This window comes from Pseudomonas sp. BRM28 (assembly GCF_002939405.1).
GTDB lineage: Bacteria > Pseudomonadota > Gammaproteobacteria > Pseudomonadales > Pseudomonadaceae > Aquipseudomonas > Aquipseudomonas palmensis.
In genome coordinates this window covers 4,775,528-4,801,353 of the sequence record NZ_PEFV01000001.1, presented here as the reverse complement: position 1 = coordinate 4,801,353, position 25,826 = coordinate 4,775,528, and the positions used below count along the sequence as shown (strand labels likewise).

Annotated in this window: 23 protein-coding genes; 8 read left to right on the top strand and 15 right to left on the bottom strand. The window is 67.2% G+C overall.

The features are described 5' to 3' along the window. Positions 1–85 precede the first annotated feature (85 nt). A complete protein-coding gene (gene urtA, locus CR917_RS22205; RefSeq protein WP_043863487.1) occupies positions 86–1,351 on the bottom strand; it encodes an urea ABC transporter substrate-binding protein in 1,266 nt (421 codons plus the stop codon). Positions 1,352–1,598: 247 nt separating this feature from the next. On the opposite strand from urtA, the gene CR917_RS22200 reads away from it, so the two are divergent. Beyond that, the gene (locus CR917_RS22200) at positions 1,599–2,129 is read left to right on the top strand and encodes a hypothetical protein (protein ID WP_104572980.1); all 531 of its coding nucleotides are present in this window, start codon (positions 1,599–1,601) and stop codon (positions 2,127–2,129) included. Here CR917_RS22200 and cycA read toward each other — a convergent pair. From cycA to cbiE, 12 genes are all read right to left on the bottom strand, one after another. Then, entirely contained in the window at positions 2,120–3,541 is a 1,422-nt protein-coding gene (gene cycA, locus CR917_RS22195) for a D-serine/D-alanine/glycine transporter (RefSeq protein ID WP_054916158.1), read from the bottom strand. The genes CR917_RS22200 and cycA overlap by 10 nt on opposite strands. A 178-nt stretch (positions 3,542–3,719) precedes the next feature. Then, positions 3,720–4,733 carry an iron ABC transporter permease gene (locus CR917_RS22190; protein ID WP_104572979.1) on the bottom strand — a complete coding sequence of 338 codons (1,014 nt, stop codon included), beginning with the start codon at positions 4,731–4,733 and terminating at the stop codon, positions 3,720–3,722. Further along, the gene (locus CR917_RS22185) at positions 4,730–5,674 is read right to left on the bottom strand and encodes an ABC transporter substrate-binding protein (RefSeq protein ID WP_104572978.1); all 945 of its coding nucleotides are present in this window, start codon (positions 5,672–5,674) and stop codon (positions 4,730–4,732) included. Before CR917_RS22185 ends, CR917_RS22190 begins: the two co-directional genes overlap by 4 nt. Beyond that, a complete protein-coding gene (locus CR917_RS22180; RefSeq protein WP_043863482.1) occupies positions 5,671–6,459 on the bottom strand; it encodes an ABC transporter ATP-binding protein in 789 nt (262 codons plus the stop codon). Before CR917_RS22180 ends, CR917_RS22185 begins: the two co-directional genes overlap by 4 nt. Positions 6,460–6,556: 97 nt before the next feature. Then, positions 6,557–8,695, bottom strand: coding sequence for a TonB-dependent siderophore receptor (locus CR917_RS22175; RefSeq protein ID WP_104572977.1), 2,139 nt, complete (start codon positions 8,693–8,695; stop codon positions 6,557–6,559). A 198-nt stretch (positions 8,696–8,893) separates the two neighbouring features. Then, positions 8,894–10,954, bottom strand: coding sequence for a TonB-dependent copper receptor (locus CR917_RS22170; protein ID WP_104572976.1), 2,061 nt, complete (start codon positions 10,952–10,954; stop codon positions 8,894–8,896). 82 nt (positions 10,955–11,036) lie between these two features. Further along, on the bottom strand, positions 11,037–11,441 hold the full coding sequence (locus CR917_RS22165) for a DUF2946 domain-containing protein (protein WP_104572975.1): 405 nt from the start codon (positions 11,439–11,441) through the stop codon (positions 11,037–11,039). A gap of 20 nt (positions 11,442–11,461) precedes the next feature. Beyond that, positions 11,462–11,932, bottom strand: coding sequence for a copper chaperone PCu(A)C (locus tag CR917_RS22160; protein ID WP_043863478.1), 471 nt, complete (start codon positions 11,930–11,932; stop codon positions 11,462–11,464). A gap of 47 nt (positions 11,933–11,979) precedes the next feature. After that, positions 11,980–12,366, bottom strand: a complete 387-nt coding sequence (locus CR917_RS22155) for a DUF2946 domain-containing protein (RefSeq protein WP_054916153.1) — start codon at positions 12,364–12,366, stop codon at positions 11,980–11,982. 175 nt (positions 12,367–12,541) lie between these two features. After that, complete coding sequence (locus tag CR917_RS22150) at positions 12,542–13,255, bottom strand: cobalt-precorrin-6A reductase (protein WP_104572974.1); 714 nt, start codon at positions 13,253–13,255, stop codon at positions 12,542–12,544. Further along, positions 13,252–14,346 (bottom strand): cobalt-precorrin-5B (C(1))-methyltransferase, encoded by a 1,095-nt coding sequence (locus CR917_RS22145; RefSeq protein WP_104572973.1) that lies wholly within the window; start codon positions 14,344–14,346, stop codon positions 13,252–13,254. Before CR917_RS22145 ends, CR917_RS22150 begins: the two co-directional genes overlap by 4 nt. Further along, on the bottom strand, positions 14,339–15,550 hold the full coding sequence (gene cbiE / locus CR917_RS22140) for a precorrin-6y C5,15-methyltransferase (decarboxylating) subunit CbiE (protein WP_104572972.1): 1,212 nt from the start codon (positions 15,548–15,550) through the stop codon (positions 14,339–14,341). The genes CR917_RS22145 and cbiE overlap by 8 nt, the downstream gene beginning before the upstream one ends. Before the next feature lie 101 nt (positions 15,551–15,651). On the opposite strand from cbiE, the gene cobG reads away from it, so the two are divergent. From cobG to CR917_RS22105, 7 genes are all read left to right on the top strand, one after another. Further along, entirely contained in the window at positions 15,652–16,995 is a 1,344-nt protein-coding gene (gene cobG, locus CR917_RS22135; protein WP_088514161.1) for a precorrin-3B synthase, read from the top strand. Further along, on the top strand, positions 16,988–17,614 hold the full coding sequence (locus CR917_RS22130) for a precorrin-8X methylmutase (protein WP_054916150.1): 627 nt from the start codon (positions 16,988–16,990) through the stop codon (positions 17,612–17,614). Before cobG ends, CR917_RS22130 begins: the two co-directional genes overlap by 8 nt. Continuing rightward, complete coding sequence (locus CR917_RS22125) at positions 17,614–18,345, top strand: precorrin-2 C(20)-methyltransferase (RefSeq protein WP_054916149.1); 732 nt, start codon at positions 17,614–17,616, stop codon at positions 18,343–18,345. The genes CR917_RS22130 and CR917_RS22125 overlap by 1 nt, the downstream gene beginning before the upstream one ends. Next, positions 18,345–20,051 (top strand): precorrin-3B C(17)-methyltransferase, encoded by a 1,707-nt coding sequence (gene cobJ, locus CR917_RS22120; RefSeq protein ID WP_104572971.1) that lies wholly within the window; start codon positions 18,345–18,347, stop codon positions 20,049–20,051. Before CR917_RS22125 ends, cobJ begins: the two co-directional genes overlap by 1 nt. 128 nt (positions 20,052–20,179) lie before the next feature. Next, a complete protein-coding gene (locus CR917_RS22115; RefSeq protein WP_058541565.1) occupies positions 20,180–20,971 on the top strand; it encodes a hypothetical protein in 792 nt (263 codons plus the stop codon). A gap of 55 nt (positions 20,972–21,026) precedes the next feature. Beyond that, positions 21,027–21,758 carry a hypothetical protein gene (locus tag CR917_RS22110; protein ID WP_104572970.1) on the top strand — a complete coding sequence of 244 codons (732 nt, stop codon included), beginning with the start codon at positions 21,027–21,029 and terminating at the stop codon, positions 21,756–21,758. Next, a complete protein-coding gene (locus tag CR917_RS22105; protein WP_043860476.1) occupies positions 21,745–22,398 on the top strand; it encodes a hypothetical protein in 654 nt (217 codons plus the stop codon). Before CR917_RS22110 ends, CR917_RS22105 begins: the two co-directional genes overlap by 14 nt. 3 nt (positions 22,399–22,401) lie before the next feature. On the opposite strand, the gene CR917_RS22100 is transcribed toward CR917_RS22105, so the two are convergent. Then, positions 22,402–22,998 (bottom strand): MarC family protein, encoded by a 597-nt coding sequence (locus CR917_RS22100; RefSeq protein WP_043860475.1) that lies wholly within the window; start codon positions 22,996–22,998, stop codon positions 22,402–22,404. 39 nt (positions 22,999–23,037) lie between these two features. Continuing rightward, positions 23,038–25,815, bottom strand: a complete 2,778-nt coding sequence (locus CR917_RS22095; RefSeq protein ID WP_043860474.1) for a hybrid sensor histidine kinase/response regulator — start codon at positions 25,813–25,815, stop codon at positions 23,038–23,040. Positions 25,816–25,826 lie beyond the last annotated feature (11 nt).

Here is a 25,826-nt window from a genome sequence, read left to right as displayed (position 1 = left end):
GAGTCGGCATTCGCCGGCAAGGCCGGCTCCTACAACGGCAAGGCAGCGCCTTGCCGGCGAATGGGCCGCACGGCGGCCCCCTGCCTCAGTTGCCTTTCACGGCATAATCCGGCCGCTTGTCGTTGCCCGGAATGAACGGGCTCCACGGCTGCGCGCGCAGCGGCTGCTCGGTCTGCCACACCACGCTGAACTGCCCGTCATCCTGGATCTCGCCGATCATCACCGGCTTGTGCAGGTGGTGGTTGGTCTTGTCCATGGTCAGGGTGAAGCCCGACGGCGCCTTGAACGTCTGCCCCGCCAGCGCCTCGCGCACCTTGTCCACATCGGTGCTCTTGGCCTTTTCCACCGCCTGGGCCCACATATGGATGCCCACATAGGTGGCCTCCATCGGGTCGTTGGTCACTGCCTTGTCGGCGCCCGGCAGGTTCTTCGCCTTGGCATAGGCCTTCCAGTCGGCCACGAATTGCGTGTTGACCGGGTTGTCCACCGACTCGAAGTAGTTCCACGCCGCCAGGTGCCCCACCAGCGGCTTGGTATCGATGCCGCGAAGCTCCTCTTCACCCACCGAGAACGCCACCACCGGCACGTCGGTGGCCTTCAGGCCCTGGTTGGCCAGTTCCTTGTAGAACGGCACGTTGGAGTCGCCGTTGACGGTGGAGATCACCGCCGTCTTGCCCCCGGCCGAGAACTTCTTGATGTTGGCCACGATGGTCTGGTAATCGCTGTGGCCGAACGGGGTGTACACCTCCTCGATGTCCTTGTCGGCCACGCCCTTGCTGTGCAGGAACGCGCGCAGAATCTTGTTGGTGGTGCGTGGGTACACGTAGTCGGTGCCCAGCAGGAAGAAGCGCTTGGCCGCGCCACCGTCCTCGCTCATCAGGTATTCCACCGCCGGTATCGCCTGCTGGTTGGGCGCTGCCCCGGTGTAGAACACGTTGGGCGACATCTCTTCACCTTCGTACTGCACCGGGTAGAACAGCAGCCCGTTGAGTTCCTCGAACACCGGCAGCACCGACTTGCGCGACACCGAGGTCCAGCAGCCGAACACCACCGCGACCTTGTCCTGGGTCAGCAACTGGCGGCTCTTCTCGGCGAACAGCGGCCAGTTGGAGGCCGGGTCGACCACCACCGGCTCCAGCAGCTTGCCGTTGACCCCGCCCTTGGCGTTGATCTGCTCGATGGTCATCAGGGCCATGTCCTTGAGCGAGGTCTCGGAGATCGCCATGGTGCCCGACAGCGAATGCAGGATGCCGACCTTGATGGTCTCGGCGGCCTGGACCGTCCAGCTCAGGCCCATCGCGGCAATCGACGCGCTGAGGGTGAATGCCTTGATCAGACTGCGACGCTTCATAGTGCTCTCTCCATGGGATCGAATGGTTCTGCTGGGCAGACGGCGACTTTGTGCAGAGAGCTTTAGCAAGGGCTGTGCCGATGTCGCACACAGGCTTGCCAGCGGCGTGTTCACAAGGTGCAGGGCAGGGTGGGTGCACCGGGATGGCGCTTGTCGTGGTGCAGTACGCGCAAGACTGCACAGCAATAGTTCACGGCGATGCCTTATGCTTGCGCCCTCACTTCAACTCGGCTCAAGGATTTTCGCCATGGAAGCGTCATCGCTGTACTTTCGCTGCAACATCACCCCGGCCCAGTACCAGGCCGCGGTGACCTCACCTGCGGCGGGCGCTGGCGAGTTCGATGACTGGCAGCAATGGCTGGACGCCGCGGAGGTGCACGGGGTACGTGATCTTGACCAGAAGGCGCCTGAAAATGCGGTGGCGCTGGGCGAGTTGCTTCAGGGCTGGGTCGACTGCATGTACGGCAGCCTGATGCAGTACGACGAGGCGTCGCAGGTCTGGCAGTTCGCGTTGGTGGAGTTCACCAACAATTACGGCGAGATGATCCAGCTGCTGGCCCCTCTGCGTCAGATGGCGAAGTACGCCAAGCCGGAGTCGGACAGCTTCCTGCTGGTCTATTCGTATATCTGGGGTGATGGCGACAATGCGTTCCTCACCCTGGGCCAGCAGCGCAGCCAGTTTGCCAGCGGCCCTTCGCCCGAACAGCGGGCCGAGGCCGATGGCGTGCTGGAAGGGCTTGCCCAAGCCCTCCAGCAGCAGGAGTACGACTATGACTGACGCGGCGTGGTAGCGGGCACCGGCACACGCGCCTGGCGCTTGCGGCGCACGGTCTGGTAGGTCACGGCCAGCAGCACGAACCACAGCGGCGTCACCAGCAGGGCCTGGCGGGTATCGCTCTCCAGGCACAGCAACACCAGGATGAAGGCGAAGAACGTCAGGCATACCCAGCACATGAAGCGCCCGCCCGGCATCTTGTACTTCGAGGCCTGGTGCAGCGGCGCACGCTCCTTGCGGTAGGTGAGGTACGACAGCAGGATCAGCGTCCACACGAACATGAACAGGATCGCCGACACCGTGGTCACCAGGGTGAAGGCCTCGATCAGGTCGGGGATCACGTACATCAGGGCCGCGCCCAGCAGCAGGCAGGTGCACGAGAAGTACAGGCCGTTGGCCGGCACCTTGCGGCTGGACAGGGTCTCGAAGCTTTTCGGCGCATCGCCCTGCTGGGCCAGGCCGAACAGCATGCGGCTGGTGGAAAACACCCCGCTGTTGGCCGAGGAGGCCGCCGAGGTCAGCACCACGAAGTTGATGATGCTCGCCGCCGCCGGCAGCCCGGCCAGCACGAACAGCTCGACGAACGGGCTCTTGCCCGGCACCACGTCGCGCCACGGGGTGACGGCCATGATCGCGATCAGCGCCAGCACGTAGAACATGATGATGCGGATCGGGATCGAGTTGATCGCCCGCGGCAGGGTGCGCTCGGGGTTCTTCGCCTCGGCGGCGGTGGTGCCCACCAGTTCGATGCCGACGAAGGCGAACACGGCAATCTGGAAGCCCGCGAAAAAGCCCATCAGGCCATGGGGGAACATGCCCGCGTCATTCCACAGGTTGCTCAGCTGTGCACTGGTGCCGGTGGGTGACTGGAAGCCGACGAACACCATGTACAGGCCGGTGCACACCAGCGCCATGATCGCGATGATCTTGATCAGGGCGAACCAGAACTCGATTTCGCCGAACAGCTTCACCGTGATCAGGTTCAGCGACAGCAGCACGCCGACGCAGGCCAGGGCTGGCGCCCACTGCGGCAGGTCAGGGAACCAGAACTGCGAGTAGGCGGCGATTGCGATCACGTCGGCAATGCCGGTGATGATCCAGCAGAACCAGTAGGTCCAGCCGGTGAAGTAGCCGGCCCAGGGGCCGAGCAGGTCGGCGGAGAAATCGATGAACGACTTGTAGTTGAGGTTCGACAGCAGCAGTTCGCCCATGGCACGCATGACGAAGAACAGCATGAAACCGATGATCATGTAGACGAAGATGATCGACGGGCCAGCCAGGCTGATGGTCTTGCCCGAGCCCATGAACAGGCCGGTGCCGATGGCCCCGCCAATCGCGATGAGCTGGATATGGCGGTTGGTGAGGTTGCGTTGCAGGTCGTGGGCCGGGGTGTCCGGCGGTTGCTGGTTGGTCATGGGTGGCATTCCATTGAGGAGTCAGTCTTCTTGTGCGTGAAGCGCTCGCTAGGCTATCACGGGCTTTTGCCCTGGCGAGGTGGCAATACGTCTCAAGTTGGTACGTTCGCACCGCTTTGTTGATCGCGGTCAAGGCAGGATTTCCGGGCCAGGCAAGGGCTCAGCGCCAGGCAGCAGTTCAGCGCCGGCGCATCATGCCGATGAAGAACAGCCCGCCGATGGCCGCCGTGGCGATGCCGATGGGCAGGTCTTCAGGGGCGATCAGGGTGCGTGCGGCCACATCCACCCAGATCAGGAACAGGCTGCCCAGCAGCAGCGACACCGGCAGCAGCCGGCGGTGCTCGGCGCCCACCAGGCGCCGCGCAATGTGCGGCACCATCAGGCCGACAAAGCCGATGGAACCGCTGATCGCCACCAGCACGCCGGTCAGCAGCGAGCAGATCAGAAACGCCAGCAGGCGCACCGAGCGTGCGTTCAGGCCCAGGGTCACGGCGGTCTGCTCGCCGGCCATCAGCGCATTGAGCGCGCGTGCCATGCCCAGCAGCAGGCCCAGCCCCAGCAGCACGCTGGCTGCCGGCACCGCCAGCAGCTCCCAGCGCGCCAGGCCCAGGCCGCCGAGCATCCAGAACATCACCGCCGAGCTTGCACGATGATCGCCCATGAACAGCAGCAGGTTGGCCAGCGCCATCATCACGAAGGCCACGGCCACCCCGCACAGCAACAGGCGGTCGCTGTCCAGGCGGCCATGCCGGCTGGCAATCGCCAGCACCAGCAGCATGCTGCACAGCGCGCCGACAAAGGCTGCCAGCGGCAGGGTCAGCACGCCGATCAGTTCACCCACATGCAGCACCACCAACACCGCACCCAGGGTGGCGCCGGAGGTCACGCCGAGCAGGTGCGGGTCGGCCAGCGGGTTGCGCGTGACCGCCTGCAGCACCGCGCCGATCATCGCCAGGCCGCCGCCCACCAGCGCACCCAGGAGCATGCGCGGCACCCGGATCAGCCACACGATATGTTCCTGGCCGGCGGTCCAGGCGGGCACCTCGGGGGCAATACCGAACACCTTGAACAGCAGCACCCGGGCGACCACCTCGACCGGCACCGGGGCTGAACCGAACCCCAGCGAGAGCACGCACGACACCAGCAGCAGGCCGCTCAGCGCCAGCAGTATCAGGCGATAGCGAGTGTTCATACGCCGTGCAGGCCCTTGGCGATGGCCTCGATCGCCTCGACGTTTTCCAGGCTCGGCGTGGCGGCCACATAGGGGATGACCACGAAGCGCCGGTTACGCACCGCGTCGACCGATTGCAGGGCCGGGTGCTGTTCCAGAAACTGCTGCTTCTGCGCGGCGGTGATCTCGCCGTAGTCGACGATCACGATCACCTCGGGGTTGCGTTCGACCACGCTTTCCCAGTTCACGCGGGTCCAGCTGGCCTCGATGTCATCGAGGATGTTGCGCCCGCCGGCGGCGTTGATCAGCGCTTCGGGCATGCCCAGGCGCCCGGAGGTCATGGCGCGGTCTTCGCCGCTGTCATACAGGAACACCCGCGGGCGCTGCGCCGGCAGGTGCTGCTGCACGCTGGCCACGCGCTGCTGCATCTGCTCGATCAGCTGGCTGGCGCGGGCCTGCACGTCGAAGATCCGGCCCAGGTTGCGCAGGTCGGTGTAGGTGTCGTCCAGGCTCGCCGGCGGGCGCTTCATCACGAACGCGCACGACTCGGTCAGCTCGTACACCGCGATGCCCAGCGGTGCCAGGCTCTGCGGGGTGAGGTCGCCGCCCACGCGCATGCCGTAGTCCCAGCCGGCGAAGAAGAAGTCGACGTTGGCGTTGAGCAGGGTTTCCACCGAAGGGTACTTGCTGGCCAGCTCCGGCAGGCCGTCGAGTTCCTTGCGCAGCGCCGGGGTCACTGCCTTCCAGCCGCTGACGCCGCTGTAGCCGACCATCTTCGTGCGCAGGCCCAGGGCGAGCATCATCTGGGTCATGTTGATGTCGTGGCTCAGGGCGCGTTCGGGGGCGTTGGCGAAGGTCACCTCGCGGTTGCAGCTGTGCACCGTGAGCGGGTAGCGCGTGGCCTCGGCCAGGGCCGGGCCGGCGACCAGCAGCAGCGCGGCAAGCAGGGCGGATCGAATCATTGGGGGGCTATCCAGGTGATGCGTGGATGGTCGGCCAGCGGGTGGCGGTCGATCAGCGCCTGAACGCCGAACACCTCGCGCAGCAGCTCGGCGGTGAGGACCTGGTGCGGCGTGCCGCTGGCCACGATGCGGCCGTGGTCGAGCACGTACAGGCGGTCGCAGAAGGCCGCGGCCAGGTTCAGGTCGTGGATGCTGGCCAGGGTGGCGATGCGCAGCTGGCGCACCTGGTGCAGCAGGGCCAGTTGGTAACGCGGGTCGAGGTGGTTGGTCGGTTCGTCGAGGATCAGTACGCGCGGTTGCTGCACCAGGGCGCGGGCCAGGATCACGCGCTGCTTTTCACCGCCCGAAAGGGTGGCGAAGGCGTGGTCGTCGAAGCCGTGCAGGCCGACATCGAGCAGCGCCTGCTGTACACGCTGGCGGTCTTGGCGGCTGTCGCCGTCGAACAGGCCCTGGTGCGGAATGCGCCCCATGGCGACCACTTCGGCCACGCTCAGGCCAAACGCGTCGGGAAACTCCTGCAGCACCACCGCGATGCGCTGGGCACACCAGCGCGGCGATTGTTGCCAGAGGTTGTGGTCGTCGAGGGTGATGTGCCCGCGTTCGGGCGCGTTGAAGCGGTAGGCGCACCGCAGCAGGCTGGTCTTGCCGCTGCCGTTGGGGCCAATGAGGCCGACGAATTCGCCGGGGCGCACCTGCAGGTCGACGCCACGCAGCTGGAACTGGTGGTGGCAGTGGCCGTGGCCTTTGGGGGACCAGTGCAGGTTGTGGATATTCAGGGTGGTCATGTGTCGTCTATTCGGGCCTCTTCGCCGGCAAGGCCGGCTCCTGCAGGACCGGTGTGGTGTGTAGGAGCCGGCCTTGCCGGCGAATGGGGCGACGCGGTCAGAAGGTGTAGTCGGCCGTCACGAAGAACGCGCGCGGCTCACCCAGGATCCATTGCTGGCCGTCATTGTACTGACTTTGCGCGTACCGACGGTCGAACAGGTTGTTCAACTGCAGGCCCAGCGTGGTATCGCTGAGCACCTGCCACGCCACCGAGGCATCCACCACCGTGTAGCTCGGCAGCCGGGTAGTGTTGCCCATGTCGGCATAGCGCCCGTCCACATAGCGCACCCCGGCGCCGGCGCGCAGGCTGTCGGTCAGGCCCTTGCTCAGCCACAGGTTGGCGGTGCGCCCCGGTACGTCGGTGGGGCGGTTGCCGGCCCGCGATACCATCACGCCGTTCACCTCCTGCTCGAATTCGTCATAGCGTGCACGCACGAACGCGGCGTTGGCCTGTACCTGCCAGTCGTGCGGCAGTTGCAGGTCCAGGCTGGCCTCGATGCCGTCGGACGACTGCTTGCCCACCTGCAGTTGCCGGCCGGTGCCGATCTGCGACGGGTCGTCGGTGAGCAGGTCCTTCTTGACGATGTGGTATGCCGCCAGGGTCCATTCGCCACGCTGCTGCCAGAACTGCTGCTTGACCCCGACCTCGGTCTGGCGCGCCTTGGCCAGGCCGTACTGCTGCTGGTCGGGGCTCAGCGAGATCAAGCCGCCAACGCCATCGGTGCTGGTGGCGTGCTGGGCATACAGTGACGTTTCGGGGGTGAGGGCGAACACCAGCCCGGCCTTCCAGTTGTTGCCGTCCAGGCTGGTGTCGCTGCGTGTGTTGCCGGTCACTTCGCTGCGCAGGTCGTTGCGGTCCAGGTGCACCACGTCGCGGCGCACGCCCGTCACCAGCGACAGGCGCTCGGTGAGCTGCAGGCGGTTTTCGGCGAACAGCGCGAACTGGTGGGTCAGGCTGTCGAACTGCGGACGGTACGCCGAATCGCTGGCAAAGCCGCTGCGCTGCGGGTGGCGCAGGTCGATCGGCTCGCCGCCGACGATGCTGTCGTTGAACGGCGCGTTGCTGTTGAGCTGGAAGCGGATGCGGTTGTAGTCGGCGCCCACCAGGGTCTGGCTGTCGAGGCCGAACAGGCTGTGCCTGAAGGTGAAGGTCTGGCGATCACCCACCTGCTCCTGCTGGTGCTTGATGCCGAAGTTGCCACTGCGCAGCAGTTGCTGGCTGGCCGCATCCCAGGTGTAGTTCTCGGCGTTCTGCCAGCGGCGGTTGGCCTTGAGGTAGTACAGCTCGTTGGTGGAGCTGACGCTGTCGCTGATCTGCCACTCGGTGGTCAGGCGCGTCCACTGGTCGTTGTAGTGCTGCTTGTCGTTGCTGATGTTGTAGTTCTTGTCGCGCAGGCTCTCGCGCAGGTGGCCGTTGATCAGCGGCGTGCCGAAGTAGTTCATCGGCTTCTGGTCGCCATAGTCGTGCGCCAGGGTGAAGGCCAGGTCGTCATTGGCCTGCCAGCGCAGCGCCGCACTGATGGCGGTGCTGCTGGAGTCGCCGTGGTCGATCCAGCCGTTGCTGCGCAGCTGGTTGATGTTCAGGCGGTAGCTCAGGCTGTCGGTGAGCGAGCCGCCGCTGTCGAGGGCGGTCTGCTGGCTGTCGTGGCTGCCGTAGCCCAGGCGCAGGTGGTTGACGATCTCGCCCTCGAAGGGCTTTTTCGGCACCACGTTGACCACCGCACCGGTGGCGCCTTCGCCATACAGCACCGAGGCCGGGCCGCGCAGAACGTCGATGCGTTCCACCGACCAGGTGTCTACCGGGAAGGTCACGGTGCCCATGCCGGTGTACATGCGGTTGCCGTCGAACAGCTGCATCACCGAGCTCTGCCCGGTGAAGCCGCGGGCCTGCAGCGAGGTGCCGCCATCGCCCGGGGTGCCGGTGCGGCTGATGCCGGTACTGCGCGACACGCCGTCCTGTACGCTGCGATCGCCACGTGCGCGTACCTGCTCGCCGCTCAGGCTCTCGACGCTGCCCGGGGTTTGCAGGGCGTTCAAGTTCAGGCGCGAACCGGCGCTGGTCGGGGTATCGAGGCTGACCCGCTGTTCGGCGTCGGCCGTGGCGGTGATGGTGCCGGCAGGCAGGGTCAGGGTGTTGGCCAGGGCGCAATCGCACGCGGCCAGCAGGCTCAGGGAGCCGATCAGGTACTTGTTCATCGGAAGGGAAATCGCTTGTCCATAAGGCCCGGGCGCGTCGGTGCGCCGGGTTCGAGGCGGGTGTTTTTCGGGGCGTATAATGTAACATTTTGCCGATTGGCGGTAGCGCAGCGTGCTCATGTGTTGCATGAGCAGGGCTCAGGTTGGCGCCGCCGGTCTGCCAGAGGGCGCGGCCAGTGGCCGCGCCCGTGTGGTGCATCAGAAGCTCAGATCGACCTTGGTCCAGAGGGTACGCCCTGGCTCGTTGATCGCCTGCGGATCACTGGCCGGGTAGCCGAAGCCGGCATTGCCCGCCAGGTTCAGGTGCTCGGCGTAGGCCTTGTCGAACAGGTTGTCGACGCCGGCACTGAGCTTGATGTTCTTGCTCACGCGGTAGGCGCCGTTGAGCGAGAACACGCCGAAGCCTGCGCTTTTCTCGTAGTCCTTGCCCACCACGTTGCCGGAACCCTCGGCGATGCGGTTCTGCGCCGAGACCAGGCGCCACAGCGCACCGGCGCTCCAGGCGTCGCGGCTGTAGGTCAGGCCCAGGCGGCTTTCCAGCGGCGGCATCTGCGGCAGCGCCTTGCCATCGCTGCTGTTCTTGCCCCAGGCGTAGGCCAGGGTGGCGTCGGCTTTCCAGTTGGGCGCGAACTGATAGGCCGCGCCCAGCTCGCCGCCCATGATACGGGCATCGATGTTCTGCGCCTGGGAGCTGAGCATGCCCATCATGCCGGGACGGTAGTCGAACAGGATGTAGTCGCGCACCTGGCCGACATAGCCCGAGGCCCAGGCTTCGAGCTGCTCGGTCTTGTACTGGATGCCCACGTCCAGCTGGGTGGTCTTCTCCGGCTTGATCGAGTCGAACGCATTGAGCGAGCCGGCCGGGCCCGACTTGGGCGAGAACAGCTCCCAGTAGTCGGGGAAGCGCTGGGCATGGCCCAGGCCCACATAGGTGGTGGCCGGGAGGTCGAGCAGGTCGTGCTCGTAGCGCACGAACCCGCTGGGCAGGGTGTCGGCGCGGGTGTTGCCGCGGGTGGCGCTGGCTTCACGAAAATCCTTGGCCGAGGCGCGGTCCAGGCGCGCGCCGCTGACCAGGCGGTCCTGGCTGGAGGTTTCCCAGGTCAGCTCGCCGAACACGCCGTAGTTGTGAAAGTCCGCGTCCTTGGTCCAGGGCTCGGCCTTGTGCGCATCCACGCCCATGCCGCCGCGCTGGCGATGTTCGTTGGTCTGCGCATCGACACCGCTGACCAGGGTCACGTCCTCCCAGCGCCAGGTGGCCTTGAGCCGCCCGCCGAGGGTGCGGCGGTCGACGTTGCTGACCATCGGCCCGGCCATCATGCCGCTGGTGGGCGAGGTGCGCAGGCTGTAGTTGTCCATCACGTGGTCGGCGTAGTTGTAGTAGACCTGGGCTTCGAGCTTGTCGAGCACCCCGCCCAGGTTGGATTTCTCAAAGCGCAGGCCCAGGCTTTCGCGCTTGAACTGCGAACCGTCCATGCCGCGCCCGGCATAGCGCGCCTCGCCATCGCCCTTGCCGGCAGTGAGTTCGAGCAGGGTGTCGGCATCCGGGGTCCAGCCCAGGGCCACGTCACCGTTCCACTTGTCCCAGCGCGAGGGCACGGTGTCGCCGTTGCCGTCCTTGTAGTCGTCGGAGCGCGACTGGTTGCCGACAAAGCGTGCATAGCCCTGTGCGTTGCCTGCCGCAGCATCCAGCACCTTGTCGAAGCGCCCGTTGGAGCCGGCCAGCAGGCTTGCGTTGATGCGGCTGCCGAGCTCGCCGAACTGTTCGGGCTCGCGGTCGAAGAGGATGGTGCCGGCCGAGGCGCCGGGGCCCCACTGCACGCTCTGCGGGCCCTTGATCACGGTGAGGCGGTCGTAGGTTTCCGGCGAGATGTACGAGGTGGGTGCGTCCATGCGGTTGGGGCAGGCGCCGAGCATCACGCCGCCGTTGGTAAGGATGTTCAGGCGCGAGCCGAACATGCCGCGCAGCACCGGGTCGCCGTTGGTGCCACCGGCGCGGATGGCCGAGAAGCCCGGGATTGTCTTGAGGTAGTCGGCGCCGTCGCTGGCCGGTACCGGCTGGCGTGGGTCCTTGGGGTTGGTGACGATGGTCAGCGGCGAGCTGGGCGCCACGGCAGTGATCACCGTGGGGCTCAGTTCGGCGTGGTCGTGGCCTTCGTGGCCGCTGTCGGCGGCCAGGGCCACGTGGCTGAACAGGGTGCCGCACAGCAGGGCGATGGTGCCTTGCAGCGACAGGCGCAGGGTAACGGTAGAGCCGGACATAGTATTTCCAACATCGTGTGGTCGTGAGGGTGCGCAAGAGCCTCGGCAGCAAGCCGGGCCCTGGGGCGCATGCAAAGTGGGTTCAGACGACGATGTGGGCAGGTGGCGCGCGGCTGCGGGCGCCGGGGAAGATGGCCTGGCGCGCATGGCCCTGGCGCGGCTGGGCGCGCAGGGTGGTGTGGGGCGAGACGGCCTCGGTGTCGAGCAGGCTGAGCGTCTGCGGCAGCGCCGGGCAGTGGAAGAACAGGCTGCAGTAGCCGCACTTTTCCCAGATGACGTGCAGCGCTGCCGGGCTGCTGGCGTGGCTGCCTGAGTGGCAGTCCATGGCCATGTCCATGCCGGGCATGGAGGCACGGTGATCCATCGGCATCGACTGGGAGACCAGTGGGCCGATGAAGATCATCAACATGGCGAACAGGCTCAGCCAGCTGCCGCGTGCTCGTTGGAGGTCAGCGGGGCGGGCGAGCCTGCCGCGGGGCAGGCGCATGGCGTGCAGCCGTCAGCGAATCAATGGCTGTGGGCGGTGCCCTCGGGGGCCTGTTTCTGCACGGCCACTTCGACCGTGATGTTGCCGGCCTTCTGGAAATGCAGGGTCAGCGGGAAGCGCTTGCCGTCGCTGAGCAGGCTGCGGTCCTTGGGCTGCATCAGCATCACGTGGTAGGCGCCGGGGGCGAACACCAGGTCGGCGCCGGCGGGGATGTCGACACCCTGCACCTGCTGCATCTTCATCAGGCCGTCCTTGTGCACATGCTCGTGCAGTTCGGCGTTGTCGGTGATCGGGCTGTCGACGCCGAGCAGGCGGTCGGCGCTCTTGCCGTTGTTGTGCACGATGAAATAGGCGGCCACGTTGGGGGCGTTGGGCGGCAGCTCCTGCGACCACGGGTGGGCGATATGCAGGTCGCCCACGGTGTATTCATGGGCGTTGGCAAAGGTGGCGGGCAGCAGCAGGGCGGCCAGCAGCAGGGCGTTCTTGAGCATGGTCAATCTCCGTTCGGGTCAGGTTCGCAACTGGTAGCGTAGTGAACTCAGGCCTGGGGGGAGGCGCGGGGATTGAGCGCGGGCCATTGCTGGCGTGGCGTGGGGTGGTAGCTGGCGAGTAGCGGTGACGGGGTGTTGAGGGTGTGCTCGGACGTCACCAGCCGTGGCGGGTGGCCGGGCAGGGCCAGCAGCGGGGCAGTGCCGGAGCAGCACCAGCAGTGCTGCATGGTGGAGTGGTCGTCGTTCTGCTGTTGGCCGTCGGGGGCATTCAGCGAGATGGCGATCATCTTGGTCACGCCGCTGGAGCAGAAGGTGCCCCACAGCAGTTGTTCGGGTTGGGCTTTTGCAGCGGCGGCGGACAACGGCATGGCCAGCAGATTGAACAGCACTGCGAAGCAGGCGATCCAGGCGTAGGCGAGCCGGTGTGCGGGCATGGGGAGATCCGGTCAGGAATCGAGTGGGGCTATTTAGCCAGATGTCGAAGTATATGTAAAAAAGCCGGGGTGTGATGGAGTGTCGCAGGTGGGGTAACTGCGTCGACAGCGCATCTATCCTTCCCCTGACCTTGTGTCAGCCTTTTTTGATCGACTCTGGAGCTGTGTGCGCCCGTCAAAGCGCCGCCAGCACATCGGCCACCCCCACGAACTCCCGATCCATCCCCGCCAGCGCCGGCCGCTTCAGGATCAGTACCGGCACACCCCGCTCGCGCGCCACTTCGAGCTTGGGTTCGGTCGCGGCGCTGCCACTGTTCTTGCTGATCAGCACATCCACCCGGCAACGCTCGAACAACGCCCGTTCATCCTCCAGGCGAAACGGCCCCCGCGCGCCGATCACTTCGCATCGCGCATTCCCCTCGCACGCCTCCAGCGCGCGCAAGGTCCAGAACTGCTGCGCGGGTATCTCGTGCAGGTGCTGCAACGGCTCGCGCCCCAGGGTGAACAAGGGCCGGCGAAACGGTTTCAATGCCTCGATCAACTGCGTCCAGTCCGCCACTTCCCGCCAGTCGTCACCGGCCTGCGCCTGCCATGCCGGGCGCCGCAACGCCCAGCATTCAACCCCGGCCAGGCGCGCTGCCTGCGCCGCATTGCGGCTGATCTGCGCCGCATACGGGTGGGTCGCGTCGATCACCAGCCCGATGCCTTCGGCCCGCAGGTAAGCGGCCAGGCCCTCGGCCCCACCATAGCCGCCCACCCGCACCTGGCACGCCAGGTCGCTGGGCACCCGGCCGATACCGGCCAGGCTGTAGACGTGCTGCGGGCCCAGCTGACGGGCTATCAACAGCGCCTCGGTCACGCCGCCCAGCAACAGGATGCGCCGGCTCATCGAACACCCGCCCGGCCGACGATGCCGCCCTGGCGGTCGATGGCGAACACCTCCACCTGTACCTGCGCCGGCACCACGCTGCGGGCGAAAGCCAGCGCGTGCTCGCACACCGCATCCCCCAGCCCGACCCCCGCCGCACTGGCCAGGGCCAACGCCTGCTGGCTGGTGTTGGCGCCGATGATCGCCGCCTGCAACGCGGCGTCGGCACCCACCGCTACCGCCCAGCCAGCCAGTTGCGGCAGGTCGATGCTCGAATGCCGGCTGTGCAGGTCCATGTGCCCGGCCGCCAGTTTGCTGATCTTGCCGAAGCCGCCGCAGATGCTCAGCTTGCCAACCGGCACCTTGCGCAGGTGCTTGAGCACCGCGCCGACAAAATCGCCCATCTCGATCAGGGCGATGTCGGGAATGCCGTAGACCCGGCGCATGGTGTCTTCGCTGGCATTGCCGGTGCACGCGGCAATGTGTTCGTAGCCATTGGTCTTGGCCACGTCGATGCCCTGGTGGATCGAGGCAATGTAGGCCGCGCAGGAAAACGGCCGCACGATGCCGCTGGTGCCCAGTATCGACAGCCCGCCGAGGATGCCCAGGCGCGGGTTCATGGTCTTGAGGGCCAGGCTGTCGCCGTCCTGCACGTTCACGGTGACCTCGAAGCCCCCCGCGTAATCGCACTCCAGCGCCAGACGCTGCAGGTGCTCGGTCATCATGCGCCGCGGCACCGGGTTGATCGCCGGCTCGCCCACCCCCAGCACCAGCCCGGGGCGGGTCACGGTGCCCACGCCGATGCCGGCGACAAAGCGCACGCCCGGCTCGGCCAGCAGCCGCACCTGGCTGTAGAGCAGCGCGCCATGGGTCACGTCGGGGTCGTCGCCGGCATCCTTGAGGGTGCCGGCTTCGGCGCCTGGCCCGGCCAGCCGGCAGAACTCCAGGCGCATCTGCACCTGTCTGCCCTTGGGCAGGGTGATCTGCACCGCGTCGTCGCATTGCCCGCTCAACAGCAGGCGCGCCGCCGCCAGGCTGGTGGCGGTGGCGCAACTGCCCGTGGTCAGGCCGCTGCGCAGCGGCGCCGGCTGTTCTGCGGTTTCGTCACGCATCGAGGGGCTTTACCAGATCAAGCAGGGTGATCGGCAGCGCCTGGCGCCAGGTGTCGAACTCGCCCAGCGGCTGCGCCTGGGCCACATGGATACGGGTGAGCTCGCCGCCATGACGTTCGCGCCAGCTCATCAGCAGGGTCTCGCTCTGCAGGGTCACGGCATTGGCCACCAGCCGGCCACCGGGGCGCAGGTGCGCCCAGCATTCGTCCAGCACGCCCTCGCGGGTCACGCCGCCACCGATGAAGATCGCGTGGGGCCGCTCCAGGCCCTGCAACGCCTGCGGGGCGCGCCCGCGCACCAGTTGCAGGCCAGGCACGCCCAGGGCGTCGCGGTTGTGTTCGATCAGTTGCTGGCGGCCGGCGTCGGCCTCGATGGCCAGCGCCCGGCAGCTGGGGTGGGTGCGCATCCATTCGATGCCGATCGAGCCGCTGCCGGCGCCCACGTCCCACAGCAGTTCGCCCGGCTGCGGGGCCAGGCGGGCGAGGGTGATGGCGCGCACGTCGCGCTTGGTGATCTGCCCGTCGTGCGCGAAGGCCGAATCGGGCAGGCCGGCCAGCGGCGACAGGCGCGGTGCATCGGCGCCGGCCCGGCAGTCGATGGCCACCAGGTTGAGGTCGGCGAAGTCGGCGTCCTGCCAGCCATCGGCACGGGCATCGATGCGCCGTTCGTCGGCGCCGCCCAGGTGCTCCAGCACGCTCAGGTGGCTGGGGCCGAAGCCGCGCTCGCGCAACAGGGCGGCCAGGGCGGCGGGGCTGCTGCGGTCATTGCTCAGCACCAGCAGGCGCTGGCCGCTGTACAGGTGGGCGGCCACGGCGGCGACCGGGCGCGCTACCACCGACAGCGTGACCACATCCTGCAGGGGCCAGCCCAGGCGGGCGGCGGCCAGCGAGTAGGAGGACGGTGCAGGCAGCACCCGCATGGCCTCGGCCGGCAGCTGGCGCGCCAGGCTGGCGCCTACGCCGTAGAGCATCGGGTCGCCGCTGGCCAGCACGCACACCGGCTCGCCACGTTCGGCCAGCAGCGGCGCCAGGGAAAACGGGCTGGGCCAGGCAACCCGTTCGGCGCGCGAGCAGTGGGGCAGCAGGGCCAGCTGGCGCGGGCTGCCGAACACCTTGGTGGCCCGCAGCAGGGCATGCCGTGCTTGTTTGCCCAGGCCCGTGAAGCCGTCTTCGCCAATACCTACTACCGTCAACCAGGGCGCCATGCCGTTCCTCTTCGCTTGCCTATCCGACCGGCTGGCTTAGCCTGCCGACGGACAAAGCAGGCATAATACCGCGCCTTTGTGCTACCAGCGCCTTTTGACGATTGCCGGGTGATCCCTTGCCGCAACCCCTGCCCACTCCAGCTCTTCGCCCCTCGGCCTGCCCGGGGTTGTGGCGTATCGTGCAGGCGCTGGACGGCGGCATTTCACGCATCAAGCTCGACGCCGGCACCCTGAGCGCGGCCCAGGCACACGCAGTGGCCGACGCCGCCGAGCGCTTTGCCGGCGGCGTGATCGAGGTAACCAACCGCAGCAACCTGCAGATTCGCGGCATCGGTGCCGACCACGCCGGGCTGGTGGCATGCCTGCTCGACGCCGGCCTGGGCCCGCGCCAGGCGGCGGGCGACGATGTGCGCAACCTGATGCTCAGCCCGGCGGCCGGTCTCGACCCGGCCATGCTGTTCGACAGCCGGGCGCTGGCGGGGCAGATCCTCGAATCGCTGCAGACCTGCGAGCGCTTTCATCAGTTGTCTGCCAAGTTCGCCGTGCAACTGGACGCTGGCGAAGACCTGGCCATGCTCACCCACCCCCACGACCTGTGGCTGTCGGCACTGCGCCTGGACGGCGAGGTGTGGCTGGCCTTCGGCCTGGCCGGCTGCCCGGCCGAGGAGGGTGCGCTGGGCGCGGTGCCGCTGGCCGATGGGCACGCGCTGGTGCTGGCGGTGTTGCAGCGGTTTCTCGACCTGGCCACTGCGCAGCAGGCGCGCATGCGCCAGTTGCTGGCCGAATGCGGCAGCGAGGCGTTCGTGCAGGGCCTTGGCGTGGCGCTGCGCCGCGACCACGCGGTGCTGGGCTGGCGCCGGCCGCGACGTGACCAGGCCCGCCATCTGGGTGTCTACCCACAGCGCCAGACGGGCAGGGTCGCGGTGGGCGCCGCCGCACCGCTGGGGCGCCTGAGCGCCGCGCAGTTGCGTGGCGCCGCGCACCTGGCCAGCAGCCTGGGCGACGCCAGCCTGCGCATGACGCCCTGGCAAAGCCTGCTGCTGCCCAATCTTGCCGCCACCGACGCCGAGCTGGCACTGGCCGGGCTGGCAGCGCTGGGCTTGCTGTGCGACCCGGCGCAGCCGCTGGCGCGCATGGTGGCCTGCACCGGTTCGGCCGGCTGCGCCAAGGCCCTGGCCGACACCAAGGCCGACGCCGTGCAGCTGGCGGCGCTGCTGCGCGAGCCGGGCCCGGTGGCCGGCATTCACCTGAGCGGCTGCGCGCGTTCCTGCGCGCTGGCCCACCGTGCACCGGCCACCCTGCTGGCGGTCGGGCCCGGGCATTACGACCTGTATTTTCACGACCCGGCGCAGCCGGGCCTGGGCGCCCCTGGCGGGCGCAACCTGACATTGAAAGAAGCGGGCGCGCAACTCGACGCCCGCCTACGGAGCAACCCCGATGATTGATTACATCCGCGACGGCCAGGAGATCTACCGCAACTCCTTCGCCATCATTCGCCAGGAGGCTCGCCTGGAGCGGATCCCGGCCGACCTGGAAAAACTCGCGGTGCGGGTCATCCATGCCTGCGGCATGGTCGAGGTGGTCGACAAGCTGCGCTTCAGCGAAGGCGCCGGCAAGGCCGGGCGCGAGGCGCTGGCCAACGGTGCGCCGATCCTGTGCGATGCGCGCATGGTCGCCGAAGGCATCACCCGTGCACGCCTGCCGGCCAACAACGAGGTGATCTGCACCCTGCGCGACGACAGCGTGCCGGGCCTGGCCAAGGAGCTGGGCAACACCCGCTCGGCGGTGGCCCTGGAGCTGTGGCGCCCGCACCTGGAAGGCAGCGTGGTGGTGATCGGCAATGCGCCGACCGCATTGTTCTACCTGCTCGAGATGATCGATGCGGGGGCGCCGAAGCCTGCGCTGATCCTCGGTTTCCCGGTCGGTTTCGTCGGCGCGGCCGAGTCCAAGGCGATGCTCGCGGCCGACAGCCGTGGCGTGCCGTTCGTGATCGTCGAGGGCCGCCTGGGCGGCAGCGCGATGGCAGCAGCGGCAGTCAATGCCCTGGCCACGGAGGTCGAATGATGCAGCCACGCGGACGACTGCTTGGCCTGGGCGTGGGCCCCGGCGACCCCGAACTGATCACGGTCAAGGCGCTGCGCCTGCTGCGCGAGGCGCCAGTGGTGGCGTATTTCGTGGCCAAGGGCAAGCGCGGCAATGCCTTCGGCATCATCGAGGCGCATCTGCAGCAGGCGCAGACATTGCTGCCGCTGGTGTACCCGGTGACCACCGAGGCGCTGCCGGCGCCGCTGTCGTATGAACAGGTGATCAGCGACTTCTACGACGGCGCCAGCCTGGAAGTGGCCGCGCACCTGGATGCCGGCCGCGACGTGGCGGTGATCTGCGAAGGCGACCCGTTCTTCTATGGCTCCTACATGTACCTGCACGACCGCCTGGCCGAGCGCTACGAGGCCCAGGTGATCCCCGGCGTGTGCTCGATGCTCGGGGGCGCCTCGGTACTCGGCGCGCCACTGGTGTACCGCAACCAGAGCCTGTCGGTGCTGTCGGGCGTGCTGCCGGCCGACGAGCTCAAGCGCCGCCTGGCCGATGCCGACGCGGCGGTGATCATGAAGCTGGGGCGCAATTTCCCCAAGGTGCGCCAGGTGCTGGCCGAACTGGGCCTGGCCGAGCGAGCGCTGTACGTGGAGCGCGCGACCATGGCCAACCAGAAGATCGTGGCGCTGGATGCAGTCGACCCGCAGTCCTCGCCATACTTCTCGCTGATCATCGTGCCGGGTGAACGGTGGCAAGGGTGATGACATCTCACGCACCGGCCATCGTGATTCTGGGCAAGGGCAGCCTGGCCACTGCCCGCAGGCTCCAGCAGCTGTACCCCGATGCATTGATCCACGGCCTGGCCGGGCGGGTCGAGGGCACGGACCGCAGCTACCAGGACTTCGGCGCCACCCTGCGCCAGCTGTACCAGCAGGACACCCCGATCATTGCCCTGTGCGCCGCCGGCATCGTGATTCGCAGCCTGGCCAGCGTGCTGCTGGAGAAGGGCGCCGAACCGCCGGTACTGGCCGTGGCCGAAGACGGCAGCGCCGTGGTGCCGCTGCTGGGCGGGCTGGGCGGGGTCAACGGGCTGGCCCGCGAGATCGCCGCCGGCCTCGGCGTGGCGCCGGCCATCACCACCAGCGGCGAGCTGCGCTTCGGCACCTGCCTGCTCAACCCGCCCAGTGGTTATGCGCTGGCCGACCTGGAGCTGGGCAAGCGTTTCGTGTCCGACCTGCTGGCCGGTGAAAGCGTGCGCATCGATGGCGCCGCGCCGTGGCTGGAACAGGCGCAACTGCCGCAGAGCGAGCAGGCGCAGCTGGCCATTCACGTGGGCTGCGATGCACGTGAGGCCGACGCCAACGAGCTGGTGATCTACCCGCGCTGCGTGCTGGTGGCCGTGAGTGCCCAGGTGCCGGAGCTGGCCGCGGCGGTGCGTGCGGCGCTGCACCGCGCGAAGATCGCCGAGCCGGCATTGGCCTGCCTGCTGGCGGCCGACAGCGAGATGGCCAGCCCGGCGTTGCACGCGGCAGCGGCCGAGCTGGGCGTGCCGTTGCGCTTCGCCCCGGCCGCCGGCAGCGTTGCCGAGCTGGCCGCGCAGGCCTGGCCGCAGTTGCTGGCGCCGCAGTGCGCAGGCGAGGGCGTGGCGATTGCGGTGGCCGGCCAGCCGATCGACCCGCAACGGATCGGGCGCGCCCGTGGCCGCCTGGCGGTGATCGGCCTGGGCCCGGGCGCCGCCGACCTGATGGTGCCGGCGGTCAAGGCCGAGCTGGCACGCGCCAATGACGTGCTGGGTTATGAAACCTATGTGCGTATGGCCGGCCCGTTCCGCGCCGATCAGGTGCTGCACTGCACCGACAACCGCGAAGAAATGCAGCGCGCACGGCATGCCTTCGAGCTGGCCGCGCAAGGCCGCTCGGTGGTGGTGGTATCGTCGGGCGACCCGGGCGTGTTCGCCATGGCAGCGGCGGTGCTCGAAGCCCTGCACGAGTCGACGGACCCGCAGTGGCACAGCGTCGAGCTGCAGGTGCTGCCGGGCGTCTCGGCCTCGCTGGCCACCGCCGCGCAGGCCGGTGCGCCGCTGGGGCATGACTTCTGCGTGCTGTCGCTGTCGGACAACCTCAAGCCCTGGGACATCATCGAGAAACGCCTGGACCTCGCCTGCCAGGCCGACCTGGCGCTGGCCTTCTACAACCCGATCTCGCGCTCGCGGCCCTGGCAGCTGGGGCGTGCCCTGGAGATCGTGCGCCAGCACCGCACGCCAGCCACCCCGGTGGTGCTGGGCCGTGACATCGGCCGCCCCGGCCAGACCCTGCGCACCCTGACCCTGGGCGAGCTGACGCCAGAGCAGGTGGACATGCGCACCATGGTGCTGGTGGGGTCGTCCACCACCTGCGCCTTCGCGCGTGCCGACGGTGGCGAGTGGGTGTACACGCCGCGTTGGTATGGCGCCGGCCGCCCTGGATAGCCACAGGGTCTCGTAGGGAAAGAAAGGTGCGCCTGGAAACGGGCGCACCTTTTTTCATGCAGGCCCGGTGATAGTTTGCAGTGGCCTGGCTGTGCCGCGGCAAACCAAAACTGAACAAGGATGATGTTATGGATAACTCGACTGTGTTTCCCTGCGCGGAAAAAAGCGCTGAATTCTTCAGCAACCTGGAAGTACCGGATCTTCAGCATTCGCCGCTGTCCATGCGCGGGCTGCTGGCCAGTGAAGGGCTCGATGACGAAGCGGGCGAAGTGGCACTGATGACCAGCGAAGGCCCGACGATTCTGACCTTTGCCGACAAGCTGTCGGCGGACAAGCGCCAGATGGCCAAGGACGCCACCCTGTTCGCCGAGATGGTGGCCAACACCTCGGGCAGTATCCAGGAGCAGCCCCTGCAATGGCTGGCAGCCTACCGGGAGGCCATGCTGCACGCCGGCTGGTTCATGACCAGTTCGGACCGTCAGAGCTACAACACCAGCAAGCGCGACATCACCATGGACAGCGTGGTGCTGGAAATCGTCGCCTCGGTGGCCGGTGGCAACGCAGCCGCCATGATCCCGCTGGTTTCCAGGGCCCTCGACAAGCTCAAGGGCGACGAGGACATGATCACCCTGTTCAACAACAACAGCACCGGCGCGAGCAAGGACAGTTGCCGCATTCTGCCGTGCCTTGAAACGGATAACGGCGAAGCCGTGACACTGTTCATCGGGCTTGAATACAACAAGCGTACCGACAAGGGCGGCGCACTGTTCTGGAAGTGGGACAACGAAACCATGGACATCACTCAGGTGGCCACCATGGTCAACTGGAACGAACGTGTCTATCAGCGCAACAAAGACGACATCCACGACTACATGGGTATTTCCTCGGATAACTTCTTCAGGAAAATCAAGAAGAAGTAATTCTACCGGCACCGGTGTCAAGGCGCCGGTGCCGCTATCCTCAAGGAGTCGAGGCATGGCAATGCAGTACGAGACATGGGTCAATGGTGCGCAGCTGATTTCATTTCCCGGCGGGTTGAGCGCACCGGACAGGGATGATGTATTGAACTCCCACTTGCTGGCGCAGGTGTCGGCCAACCAGGACGGCCTGGTCACCGCCAACCCCCGGGCCTGGTTCAAGCGCAATGTGGACGGCCTGGGCCAGCTCATGTGGAGCACCCAGACCGTGCAGTCCGATGTATCCAGGTTCGCCGGCCTGGATGACCTGAGCATCGTCGCGCTGGTGACCAGGCACCTGAAGAAGAAGTTGCCTGCGGCCATCGTGCGGCAGATGACCGACATGCTGGAGCAGATTTGCGAACTGGCCTACGAGCACCCGGCGCGCCAGCTGTTTCGTGCCCAGGTGCTCGCGCACAGCCAGGCCAGCCAGCGCACGGCGATCAACTTCCAGCTCAGTGCGTGCACCGCGCCAGACCAGGTGTTCAGCCTGTTTGTGAGCCTGGCGCTGGTGGTGCCGCTTCAGCAGGACTTTCTGCACCAGACGTTCTGTGGGGTCGACAGCCCGGGCGACGCGCTGTTCTTCTACAGCCACAAGCAGTTGTCGGTTGCGCGCTATGCGCGACTGCGCGAGATGACGGTGGCAGCCCTGGAGGACGATGTCGTTGTGCTCAGGCGGGTGGTGCCGCAGGCCAAGGCCAAGGCCAAGGCCGACGGCTCGCTGCAAGGGGGCACCCATGACCTCCACTGAACGTTCGCAGGTAATCGGCGACAACCGGGTGTCGTTCGGTGAGGGCATGGACCCTGCCGACATGCAGGACATGATGGACCTGATGGTGTACGCCGAGATGTACGCCAGCAAAGCGGTTGGCCAGCATGCCTCGCCGCAGGCCTGGAATGAGTTCCACCATGCCTGCCTGCTGCGGCATGGTTGCCGCCTGATCAGCTTTCTGTCGTCGGTGTCCACGGCTGCCCACGACCTGGCGCAGGTGCGTGCCTTCGAAGTCACGGTGGTACAGCGGGACGCCGAGGTGCTGTTTCACCAGGTGATCAGCCAGTCGCTGCGCGACCTCGACCTGGAGACCAAGGCCCGGCGCCACTTCGAGTCTTCGGCCATGCCCAGGCGCGACGTGGAGAAGGCCATGCACTGCAAGGTCACGCCCTGTTTCACCGATCGACGCAACCAGCCCATGTTGTGTTTCTGCGGGCTGGTGATGCGCTTTGAAGTGGACGTCGAACACGGCTTTCTGACCGATACCTACCGGCGCTACGTGACCCTGACGCCCCATGGTGGCTGCTACCTGTTCGATCGCCAGGCGTACGCGAGCCATCGCACGTTCGTACTGGCCCAGACCCGGGCACTCTCGGAAGGTTTCTTCCAGGACCGGTAGGGGCTAGAGCACCAGGTAGCCCTTGATCCCGGTGAAGATGATCTGCGCCGCCAGGGCGCACACGAACAGGCCCATCAGCCGGCTGACGATCTGCAGGCCCTGGTCGCCAAGCAGCCGTTCGATGCGGTGCGACAGAAACAGCACCAGGCCAACGGTGAAGCTGGCCAGGGCGATACTCACGATGGCCAGCAGCTTGTCGTCCCAGTGCGGCTGGCTGACGCCCATCACCAGCAGCGCACCGATGGTGCCGGGGCCGACGGTCAGCGGGATGGTCAGCGGCACGATGGTCACGTCCTGCTGCACGTTGTCGGTGTTGACCGCCGACTTGCCCTGGGCCATGCCCAGCGCCGAGATGAACAGCACGCTGCCGGCGCCGATGCGAAACGCGTCGGGGGTGATGCCGAAGATGCCGAAGATTGCCCGCCCGAACAGGTACAGCAGCACGCTGGCGATCAGTACCGCCAGCGCCACGCGCCAGGCCAGCTGCTTGCGCTCCTTGCTGGAGTGGCCGCGGGTCAGGCTGATGAAGCAGGACAGGACGAAGAACGGGCTGTAGAGCACGAGCATCTTCAGGTAGACGCTGAACAACTCATGGAGCATGGCGTGGGCTCGCGGCAAAGGGGGCGTTGGGCAAGTGTATCAGTGGGGGACGGGCGCGTTGTCGGGCTGCTCGTGGGGCTTGCGGTGGGCCACCCAGTATTCGATCAGTTCGCGCAGTTGCGACAGCTCCACCGGCTTGGCCATGTGCCCGTCCATGCCGGCCTGGCGTGCGCGCTCCTTGTGCTCGGCCAGGATGTGCGCGGTCAGCGCCACCACCGGTGTGCGCGGGCGCAGGCTGACCGCCTCCCAGGCGCGCAGTTGCTGGGTGGCCGAGAAGCCGTCCAGCACCGGCATCTCGCAGTCCATCAGCACCAGGTCGTAGCGCTGCGCCTTCATGGCCTGCAGGGCTTCCTCGCCGTTGCTGGCGGTGTCGGGCTCCAGGTTGAGCTTGCCGAGCATGCCGCGGATCACCTTGGTGGAGATGTTGTTGTCTTCGGCCACCAGGATGCGGAAGTCGGCGGGCACGTCCAGCGGGGTGGCCAGGCTGGGCGGCTGCATGCCGAGCATCTGGCCCTTGCTGCGCTGGGCCAGTTCTTCGGCCAGGGTGGTCTTGAGGGTGTAGCCGGCCACGGGCTTGGCCAGGATGCGCTTGACCCCGGCGTTGCGGGCGATGACCTTGCTCGGCGCATTGGTGATGCCGGTGAGCATGATGATCAGGATGTCGTGGTTCAGGCTCGGATCTTCCTTGATCTTGGCGGCCAGTTGCATGCCGGTCATGCCGGGCATGTTCTGGTCGAGCAGCACGGCATCGAAGTAGTCGCGCAGGTGCGCCTTGGTGCGCAGCAGGGCCAGGGCTTCCTTGCCCGAGGGCACGGCGCTCACGTTCATGCCCCAGGCGCTGCACTGCTGCACCAGCACCTTGCGGCAGGTGTCGTTGTCGTCCACCACCAGCACCCGGGCATCGCGCAGCGGGCCGTCGAGGTCGGCGGCGGGCTGTTCGAGGCGCTGCGGGTCCAGCGGCAGGGTCATCCACAGGGTGTTGCCCTGGTTGTGGCTGGTCTTGATGCCGAACTCGCCCTGCATCAGGGCGATCAGTTGCTTGGCGATCACCAGGCCCAGCAGGCCGCCGAGCTTGTTGCTCGACAGCACGTGCTCGCTGTGCAACTCGGCCTGCAGCAGTGCCTCGCGCTCGCTGGGCGGGATCGGTTCGCCGCTGTCCTGCACGGCCAGGCGCAGGCGCGGGCTGCTGCCGCGCTGGTCCAGTGCCACCACCAGCAGGATCTCGCCCTGCTCGGTCTTTTTCAGGGCGTTTTCCAGCAGGCTCAGCAGGGCCTGGCGCAGGCGCGTGGGGTCACCGCTGATGACCCGCGGCACCTGCGGCTGGGTGAAGCTGATCAGTTCGATGTTCTGCTGTTCGGCCTTGGCCCTGAAGATGCTCAGGCAGTCCTCGATCAGGGCGTTGAGGTCGAACTGCACGTCATCCAGCTCGATCTGGCCGGACTCGAGCTTGGAGATGTCGAGGATCTCGTTGATCAGGGTCAGCAGCTCGTTGCCGGCACTGTGGATGGTCTGCACATAGTCGCGCTGCTTGACCGACAGCGGGGTGCCCAGCAGCAGTTCGGTCATGCCCAGCACACCGTTCATCGGGGTGCGGATCTCGTGGCTGATGCGTGCCAGAAACTCTGCCTTGGCGTTGATTTCGGCGGTGCTGGCGGCCAGCTCGCGGCTGGCGCTGAAGCGCGCCTCGCTGATGCTGCGCAGGCGCTCGCCCAGGGCCATGTTGAGCAGAAGGCCGGTGAAGGCGGTGAACCCCAGCAGGATGAACAGCAGCCATTCGGTGGGGGTGCGGGTAAGGCCCAGCAGCGCCGGCAGCACCACCAGGCAGCCCAGGTTGAACACCAGCATGGCCAGGCTGAACAGGCGCGCCGGGGCGAAGCCGCGCACCCAGTGGCAAACGGCCGTGATCAGCATGCTCAGGCTGGCCAGGGCCACCAGCGCGTAGGTGGCCAGGTTCAACGGCAAGGTGTCGACGAACAGCAGCAACAGGCCGCCGATGGCGATCAGCAGGATCTCGCCTTGCAGCAGGCGGGCCAGGCGCGGCTGCTGCAGGGGGGCGAAGAAGCGCAGGGTGAAGGCCAGCCCGCAGAGGCTGGCGAGCAGGGCAGTGAGGTAGGCGGCCGGTGTCTGCGAGGTCTGCCAGAGGTTCCACGGCCCGCTCAGGTTGAGCAGGATCAGCGCGCTGAGCAGCATCAGGCTGTGGTAGCCGGCCAGCCACAGGCTGCTGGTGGAGCGCGAATAGCCGAAGCGCACCAGGTTGTGCAGGATCAGCATGCCCATGCAGCCGAACAGCAACCCGAACAGCAGTGGCTGGCGCTGGTCGGCGGCGGCGCTCACGGCGGGCATCAGGCTGATGCCGGGCCGCAGCTGGTGCTCGGAGACCAGCCGCAGGTAGAGGTCCTGGGCCTGGTCGCTGCTCGGCACCGCCAGCAGGTGATCGTTGGTGGTCAGGCTCACCGGGCCGTTGGTGTCCGGGCGGCCGTTGTGGGACTGCTCGATCAGCCGGGCGCCGTCGACCACATACAGGTTCAGGTGCGACAGGTCCGGGGCGAACAGGCGCAGTACCTGTTCGGGCTGGTGTGGGGGCAGGTGGTAATGCAGCCAGAGCGCCTGCTGGGGCTCGGCGGCATCGAGCTGGTTGAGCTCGATGGGACTGAACTGGTTACGGTAACGCTCGGAACGGATGTCGCTCAGTTGCAGGTTGGCCTGATCGTCGAGCAATACCGACCACCCACTGCCCGAATCGGCCGTGGCCGGGAACAGGCAGAGCAGAGTCAGCAGGCTGACGGTGAGTCCAATGGCAATCCTGAGCCAACGCACGAGATATCCCT

Excerpts from the sequence above, each read along its gene's own strand:
- urtA (WP_043863487.1), bottom strand. The coding sequence starts at position 1,351 with ATGAAGCGTCGCAGTCTGATCAAGGCATTCACCCTCAGCGCGTCGATT.
- CR917_RS22200 (WP_104572980.1), top strand. The coding sequence starts at position 1,599 with ATGGAAGCGTCATCGCTGTACTTTCGCTGCAACATCACCCCGGCCCAG.
- cycA (WP_054916158.1), bottom strand. The coding sequence starts at position 3,541 with ATGACCAACCAGCAACCGCCGGACACCCCGGCCCACGACCTGCAACGC.
- CR917_RS22190 (WP_104572979.1), bottom strand. The coding sequence starts at position 4,733 with ATGAACACTCGCTATCGCCTGATACTGCTGGCGCTGAGCGGCCTGCTG.
- CR917_RS22185 (WP_104572978.1), bottom strand. The coding sequence starts at position 5,674 with ATGATTCGATCCGCCCTGCTTGCCGCGCTGCTGCTGGTCGCCGGCCCG.
- CR917_RS22180 (WP_043863482.1), bottom strand. The coding sequence starts at position 6,459 with ATGACCACCCTGAATATCCACAACCTGCACTGGTCCCCCAAAGGCCAC.
- CR917_RS22175 (WP_104572977.1), bottom strand. The coding sequence starts at position 8,695 with ATGAACAAGTACCTGATCGGCTCCCTGAGCCTGCTGGCCGCGTGCGAT.
- CR917_RS22170 (WP_104572976.1), bottom strand. The coding sequence starts at position 10,954 with ATGTCCGGCTCTACCGTTACCCTGCGCCTGTCGCTGCAAGGCACCATC.
- CR917_RS22165 (WP_104572975.1), bottom strand. The coding sequence starts at position 11,441 with ATGCGCCTGCCCCGCGGCAGGCTCGCCCGCCCCGCTGACCTCCAACGA.
- CR917_RS22160 (WP_043863478.1), bottom strand. The coding sequence starts at position 11,932 with ATGCTCAAGAACGCCCTGCTGCTGGCCGCCCTGCTGCTGCCCGCCACC.
- CR917_RS22155 (WP_054916153.1), bottom strand. The coding sequence starts at position 12,366 with ATGCCCGCACACCGGCTCGCCTACGCCTGGATCGCCTGCTTCGCAGTG.
- CR917_RS22150 (WP_104572974.1), bottom strand. The coding sequence starts at position 13,255 with ATGAGCCGGCGCATCCTGTTGCTGGGCGGCGTGACCGAGGCGCTGTTG.
- CR917_RS22145 (WP_104572973.1), bottom strand. The coding sequence starts at position 14,346 with ATGCGTGACGAAACCGCAGAACAGCCGGCGCCGCTGCGCAGCGGCCTG.
- cbiE (WP_104572972.1), bottom strand. The coding sequence starts at position 15,550 with ATGGCGCCCTGGTTGACGGTAGTAGGTATTGGCGAAGACGGCTTCACG.
- CR917_RS22130 (WP_054916150.1), top strand. The coding sequence starts at position 16,988 with ATGATTGATTACATCCGCGACGGCCAGGAGATCTACCGCAACTCCTTC.
- CR917_RS22125 (WP_054916149.1), top strand. The coding sequence starts at position 17,614 with ATGCAGCCACGCGGACGACTGCTTGGCCTGGGCGTGGGCCCCGGCGAC.
- cobJ (WP_104572971.1), top strand. The coding sequence starts at position 18,345 with ATGACATCTCACGCACCGGCCATCGTGATTCTGGGCAAGGGCAGCCTG.
- CR917_RS22115 (WP_058541565.1), top strand. The coding sequence starts at position 20,180 with ATGGATAACTCGACTGTGTTTCCCTGCGCGGAAAAAAGCGCTGAATTC.
- CR917_RS22110 (WP_104572970.1), top strand. The coding sequence starts at position 21,027 with ATGGCAATGCAGTACGAGACATGGGTCAATGGTGCGCAGCTGATTTCA.
- CR917_RS22105 (WP_043860476.1), top strand. The coding sequence starts at position 21,745 with ATGACCTCCACTGAACGTTCGCAGGTAATCGGCGACAACCGGGTGTCG.
- CR917_RS22100 (WP_043860475.1), bottom strand. The coding sequence starts at position 22,998 with ATGCTCCATGAGTTGTTCAGCGTCTACCTGAAGATGCTCGTGCTCTAC.